At 47.2% G+C, this 7,028-nt stretch carries 3 protein-coding genes and 1 pseudogene; 1 reads left to right on the forward strand and 3 read right to left on the reverse strand.

All coding sequences use genetic code 11. The features are described from left to right. Window positions 1-366 (reverse strand): annotated as a pseudogene (locus AB7U36_RS15110) (ABC transporter substrate-binding protein); the annotation flags it as partial. An 88-nt stretch (window positions 367-454) separates the two neighbouring features. Between AB7U36_RS15110 and dinB the strand changes: the two are divergent. Then, window positions 455-1,927, forward strand: coding sequence for a DNA polymerase IV (gene dinB / locus AB7U36_RS15115; RefSeq protein WP_428160550.1), 1,473 nt, complete (start codon window positions 455-457; stop codon window positions 1,925-1,927). Window positions 1,928-1,964: 37 nt separating this feature from the next. On the opposite strand, the gene AB7U36_RS15120 is transcribed toward dinB, so the two are convergent. Continuing rightward, window positions 1,965-5,684, reverse strand: coding sequence for a DUF748 domain-containing protein (locus tag AB7U36_RS15120; protein WP_428160551.1), 3,720 nt, complete (start codon window positions 5,682-5,684; stop codon window positions 1,965-1,967). Window positions 5,685-5,901: 217 nt separating this feature from the next. Further along, window positions 5,902-6,948 (reverse strand): IS66 family transposase, encoded by a 1,047-nt coding sequence (locus tag AB7U36_RS15125; protein ID WP_428160552.1) that lies wholly within the window; start codon window positions 6,946-6,948, stop codon window positions 5,902-5,904. Window positions 6,949-7,028 lie beyond the last annotated feature (80 nt).

Raw genomic sequence — 7,028 nt, forward strand, 5'->3', positions numbered from 1 at the left:
GATATTGATCAGGGAAAGCTGATTATCCAGGATCGCGCTCCGGAAAGACCCGTTGGAATCCGGTCCCACCACCCTGAAGGTCATGGGAAAATCCATGATGGCCTCCCGGACCATCCCGCCTTTTTCAGCATTGTCCGAGGCAAACACCGGGTCTGTATCATTGGTGATCCACCGGATATTGTCCGGCAGTTTTTGATATACCAGGGGCGAAAGCCCCGCATTGGAAGGCGGTTCACACGAGGGCGCATTGGGGGGCGGGTCTGATGAGCATCCGGACATCCCGATTAAGAGGCAAAGAAAAAGAATCACCCATACCGCAAATAAAATCCGCCTGAATATCACCTCTATATATCTTCCCTGATTCAAAAAAATTTAATCAATCCTTGACAGCAATTTTCAAAAAGGAAAACAATACAGCAATTTTTAATCCGATCCAAGGGGAGTTTTCATCACCATGATCCTCCATGTGGACATGGATGCATTTTTTGCATCAGTGGAACAGCGGGATACCCCGGAGCTTTTGGGTAAACCCGTTATCGTGGCAGGTCATTCCGGCCGCAGTGTGGTCTCCGCAGCCAGTTATGAGGCAAGGAAATTCGGCATCCATTCAGCCATGCCCGTATTCCAGGCCAGGCAGAAATGCCCGCATCTCATTATCCAGCCGGGCAGCCGGGAAAAATATGTCCGGGATTCAAGAAAAATCATGGCTATTCTAAGACAATTCTCCCCTTTGGTGGAACCGGTTTCCATTGATGAAGCCTTTCTGGATATCACGGGGTGTGAAAAATTGATCGGCACGCCTGAACAGGCCGCAAAAAAAATCAAAACTGAAATTGTCAATCAGCTCGCCCTGACCTGTTCAGTGGGCGCGGCACCGGTCCGGTTCCTGGCAAAAATCGCATCAGATATGAACAAGCCGGACGGACTGACCATTATCTCCCCAATGGCCATGGCCCAGGTGATTGACACCCTTCCCATCAGCAAGGTGCCTGGCGTCGGCGCCCAGGCCATGGCCCAGATGAAAAGCCTTCACATTGAAACCCTGGGCGATGTAAAAAAATTCGATCCAAAACTATTAAAAAACAAATTCGGCAGTTTCGGGCAACGGCTGTTCCAGCTGGCCAAAGGGATTGATCCCACCCCCATAGAACCGGAAAGGCCCCGGAAATCCATCTCCGGTGAAGTCACGTTGTCCCGTGATATTTCAGATCCCCGGGAAGTGAAATCTTTGCTTCTTGCCCAGGCCCACAGGGTGGGCAATGAACTGCGGACCTACAACCAAAGATGCAGAAAGGTGGGCATTAAACTGAAATTTTCCGACTTTTCCCAAATTACCCGGGGTAAAACCCTTGAAACATGGATTTCATCATCCAATGCTATTTTTGACCAGGCAGTATCATTGTATGATGATCTAAATATTACAAAAAAAATCCGCCTGGTGGGTGTTGGGGTCTCTGAATTCCAGGACCGTGAAACACCCGTACAATTGTCTTTGTTTGCCGATGAAACTCCCCAAAATAGCAGGCAATGGGAGGATGTGGACCGGGTCATGGATTCGGTGCTCGCCAAATTCGGCCCGGATGTCCTGAATAAGGCAAACCTGAAAAACCATAAAATTTCACCCAAATACATAGGAGACCGGAAAGTGAACCCACTTTGTGCTGTGGAAGTGACCATTACAGGAAGGGTCCAGGGCGTATGCTTCAGGCATGAAACCCAGCTGGCGGCCCGGGACCGCGGTCTGTCAGGCCATGTCAGAAATATGCCCAACGGGTCGGTCCAGGCCCTGTTCCAGGGTAATCAGGAGAATATTCAGGATATGCTGACCTGGTGCAGAAAGGGCGCCACCTTTTCAGAGGTAAAGGATGTAAACATCCGACCGGTTTCAGTGGATCCGGCATTAACGCATTTTGAAATCGGATATTAGTGAATTGACAATGCATATCAAATTGAATTTGTACCCCCTATTTCAAATTAAATGTGACTTTGATCCTGGCATTATTTTCTTCATTTTCAACAACAGGATGCGGTTCTGTAAAAAAAACCCTTCTTATATCAATCTTGCCGATTTTTGTCAGGTAATCGGCAATTTCACGGCCCCGCTGCCGCCCAAGAGCACTTAAGGCACCCCCACCCAGGGGCATGCTGGTGACCAGAAGCTTTTCTTTTTCATCCAGGGGCAGTTCCTTTTCTTTTCCGGACTCGTCCCTGGGTTTGGGGAAGGAAGCCTTCTTATATGACTTTTCAATAAGATGCGCGCGCTTCTCTTCATCCAAATCAGCCAGCTTCACAGTACCGTCTGCAGGCAGTTTTTTGTCCATGGACAAAACCGTGGCTTCATAGGCCTCATATCTTAATTGCCCGACATCCTTAAGTTTATTGTACTGGCTCATGATTTCAAGTTTCAGGTTCGGTTTTTTGCCCAGCACCATTATAAGCTTGTCCAGTTTGTCTCTCTGGGCCTGATCCAGCCGGCTTTTTCCCGGATCAAACTCCACGTACCCCAGATCCTGGCCACTACCGGCACCCACAAGGCCGCCTAAAAATTTAAAAGGGGCTGTCACAATCCCCATGATAAAATTTTTAAGAACCGCTCCCACAACCTTTCCAAAATGAAATTTTGGATCGCTGATATCTCCTGTAATGGGCAGATCAAGGTCAATCTCGCCCTTGGAATTTTTAAGCAGGGAAACGGCAAGTTCCAAAGGCAGTGAGGGGGCATCTTTACTCTCCACTTTCTGACCTAATGTTAACTGGTCAAACAGAACTCGATTGCTCGAAGTAAGTTTATATCCGTCGATATTGTAATGCAAATCCAGGATAAGTTTTCCCTTTTCAATTTCATATCCCAGATATTTTTTGGCATACACATTGAATTTAGGCAGCTCAATATTTTTAAAGGATATGGTCAGATCAATAAAACGATTGTCCTTTAAAGGATCCACCTGGCCGGTGATATCCAAAGGCGCATATCCGCCATGCACACCTTTGAGTACAAGCTCGGCATGCGCCGTTCCCCTGGAGGACAGACCTGTAAGGCTGCCGGCAATCTCGGTCATATTGGCGGTAAAATTGGGTTTAGTAAAATAATCGCTGAAATTGATATGGCCGCCCTGCAGGGTGATGGAATCAATGCGGAAATCGGGCATTGCACTGCCTTCCTTGGCTGGTGCCGCTTTTGTCTTGGTTTGACCTTTGGCCGCGCGCTTGCTTTCGGGTTGTTCCACCATGATCTCTTTGTAATTAAGCTGGGCATTTTTGTTCAGTATGGCCCGCTGATAGAAATCCGTCAGCGCGATTTCCTTAACCACCACCGTCATGGGGTTTACGGAAATATCCATGCCCGTGGCATAAAGCGATTTGCATGAAAAGAAATCGGTGTTGTCCACCTTGTTTTTGGACAGAAAATTGTTAAGGGAAACCTGGCCCTTGTATGTTATCTTCAGCGGATCACTTTTCTTTTGGGCCGGGGTCACAACCACGGTCCCCTTGGTGTTAAGATATCCCTTGGATATTGATATGTTTAAAAAATCAGTAAAATACGGTTCAGCGGTGTTCACGTCAATCCGGTTGAGGTCGATATTAACGGTGGCCCCGGGCTCTGAAATGTCAAAGCTGCCGTCAAGGTTAATTTTCCCCTTGTTCTTGTTGGTCATGGATGCCTTGAACGTTGATTTTTCCCCTTTTTTTGTGGAGAGATTTTCAACCGTGACACCAATGTCTTTCACAACCACTGTCACCGGCTCTTTTGGGGCCTGATCACTGATCTGCACCTGGCACTGGTCTAAAACCGTTTTATGTATCGTCGCAACCCAGGACGGTGCAGAAGCGTTTTGCCCATCCGGTTTCGCTGCTGCCTGTTCTGTCTGTGCAGGATTGGCTGTCGTGGCCTTTGCCCCGGAATCTTCCCCGGTTTTCACAGCCTGCTCAATGGCGGCAAGCAGGTCGATCCGCCCTTTTTTATCCCGATTAATCTTAACCTGGGCCTTATGAATTTCCACAAGACCGACGCCTGCCTCCTGTTTTAAAAGATCACAGGATATCCGGGACAATGCCAGTTGGCCGAACTCTACCAGGGGCCCTTTTTTGTCCTGTTCCGTCAGACCGAATTTATCCAGGGTCACCTGACCGTTGGATACTTCGACACCTAAGCCCGCCTGGGTGAGTCCCACCTTGAAGTTCAGACCGGCAGCCACATTCTCAAGGGTGACATTATCGCCAAGATAGGGTGCCAGATAAGGACGAAAATTTTTAAGGGAAATACCGTCAACAGAAACAGTGCCATTGACAGCCAGATCATTTTGAACATGAAAATCGCCTGCTGTTTTTATCTCTTCGTTGTCGCCGGTCAGAATATGTAGGTCAAATTTTCCTGCGGCCTTGGAACCGACTTCAATGTCAGTGAGGATAAAATTCAGGCTGGAGATATACTTTATGACCTCAGGTGAGACCATTTTATCACTGAAGCGGATATGCATGTTTTTCACGGCTGCCTGGTTGATTTTCACAGCAAAGGGCAGAGACAGTGCAATCACCGGTTTTTCAGGTTTAGCTGCATCCGCACCTACCTGGGCGCCAGGGGTTGACGTTTCCGGGGGGAGCCCCGCTTTTGTCCCCTGGTCCGGGGACGCCTTTGCCCCCTGCCCTCCGGGAACCAGGTTGATGCGACCCCGGGCATCGCGTTCAACAAACAATGAGGCCTGATCAACCAACACCTTATCAACCAGAAAATTCATATCAAACAGATTCCGGGACGATGCCTCCACCGCCAGTTCGGGACAGGCAAATAAATCGGTTCCGGACACATTGTCCAGATCAAAATTCTTTACTACGGTTTCCAGATTAACGGCAAGGGTTTGGTCTTCAGCGGTTTTTCCGGTCGGGATTTCATATTCGCCTGAAACGGATACGGCAAGATTACCGGCAGATTTAATTTTATAGGGGACCGGCAGATCAATATAGGGAACAAACGCGTTAAGATCCAGGGGCTGCATATCCAGAGAAACCGATATTTTCCGGGTGGCATCAAAGGGGACACCCGTTACATTGATATCCACCCGGGCCTTATTCACCAGGCAGTTCATAACTGCTTTGACTGGTGTTGCCAGATCCTTTCCCATGGTGCTAACAAGGGGCAGATCAAAATTCAACTGCGCCACTGAATGGGTCACTGAACGGATATGATCCGTGAAAACCAGGACCGCATCCGTAATTTTTACATTAGACACCTTGAATTCAAACAAAGCGTCGGACTTCTCTTTAGCGGGCTCTGGCCCTGGCCCGGGTGTCTCCGTTTTCCCTTGAAGCAGGTCTGAAATATTTAAGGTGTTGTCCTTATTCAAATGAAGGGCAAATTTAGGCGCTGTTACCTGAACAGCCGAAATCACCGGTGCCAGATGAAGCAGGGAGGAGGCGGACAGATTAAGATAAACTTCCTGAATTGAGGCCAGATTTTCACCCTTGATTTTACTTTCAATGGCAAAATTTTTAACCCGGGCCTCCAGAGTAAACGGATTAAAGGTTATGGATTCAATACGGGTCTGTCGTCCCAGGTTTTTCGTCAGCGAATTAACAGCAATGCGTTTTCCGGCCCAGGGTGCCGCAAGTCCTGTCAAAAACAGATAAAGGGCAAACAGGATGACAATGCTTAAGGCCATTATTTTTACCGTAAAATATTTCTTCATCGCTTCTCCCGAAGCAGCCTCTTTTACCATTGTTTATGTTTTCACAGCGCTTTGGACACCATATATATCATGGTATGTGCCTTTCCGCAAAAAAGTAATTCGCGGAGAAATGAAAAAAGTCTCTAATAAAACCCCAACTTACTCTCTTTTGTTCAGATCTATTTTTTCACCATCGGCAGCCAGGAGCTACCCCACTATCGGTATTTTCTGACTGTCTTCAAAAAGCATTTGGCAGGAGAGATGTATCCGCGGTAACATCGGATGAAATCATGGAGTTTCTGGTCAAAATCACTGAAGGCCTGAAACCCTCAACAAAGAAACTCAAATATTCCCTTGTCAAAAACACTGCAGTGCCCGATCTCTCCAATCCATGTGACGCTGCTGTACTTGCAAAAACTTTTCGAGTGTCCAAATTGCCGCCCTGAACAATCTTGGAACGAGATGATGTTGATGAATTCATATTCAAAACAGAGAGTCCCAGAAACCGGATTATATAACTCAACTTTCGGTGTTCAAAAAAAGCAACGACCATGACAATAACATATTGAGCTGAGGGGGCCATACCTTTTCTTCCAAGAGCGACTGTTTCAGCAATATAACTCCAAGGATCTTGTCCTCGTAAACGGCATGTTTCGATAACGCTCAATAGAGCTGCATATGCACGACTACCTTCTGTGGTTCGTGTGCCAAAACATATTCGTCTTGCAATCACGGCATGCCGCAAGGCCCGCTCCGCTTCATTATTTGTAGGAGGAAGGAACGAATTTTTGACAAATGCCACCACTGCATCCCAGTCATTGAGAATTTCTTTGGCCACTGCTCTCAATTTCTCATGCTCTTCTTCAGATCCCAGTTTGCAAACCTTTTTTAATCTGGCGAGGATGAGGTTGCATTGTTGACCACCCTCACCCTCACCATCTTCGGCTACGGCTTTTATAAGTCCTCTGAGCTCCCGTAAGAGCCATTCCCCCATTTTTTGAGCTTTTTTGTCTACCGCTCCGGTAAGAGCGATGACCTTTCGAATCAGATGGGCCAGACAACGTTGTCGTTTTTCATGACTTCGATATGCCAGGTAGCCATCCATCACCAGCCAGCCCCCAAACGCCTCTGTGATGAGTCCCAAAAGCTCTTCTTTCTTCCTGCTTCCGATATGGAATATGGCTATGTGGCTTGAAATTACTACCCACAACCATCTTAAACACCCTTTTTCATACCAAGCTCGAGAGTCGTAAGTTTTTTCAAAAAAAGACGTGACATTTAAAATAGAGGGAGCATTTTAGACCTTTTAAGGTGTTTTGAACGACCAAATTCAAACAAAAAAGGACCCAAAATGCTCAAGTATAT

The organism is Desulfobacter sp. (assembly GCF_050177295.1).

What these genes read in the sequence shown, in the direction of transcription:
- dinB (WP_428160550.1), top strand. Translation starts at nt 455, where the DNA reads ATGATCCTCCATGTGGACATGGATGCATTTTTTGCATCAGTGGAACAG.
- AB7U36_RS15120 (WP_428160551.1), bottom strand. Translation starts at nt 5,684, where the DNA reads ATGAAGAAATATTTTACGGTAAAAATAATGGCCTTAAGCATTGTCATC.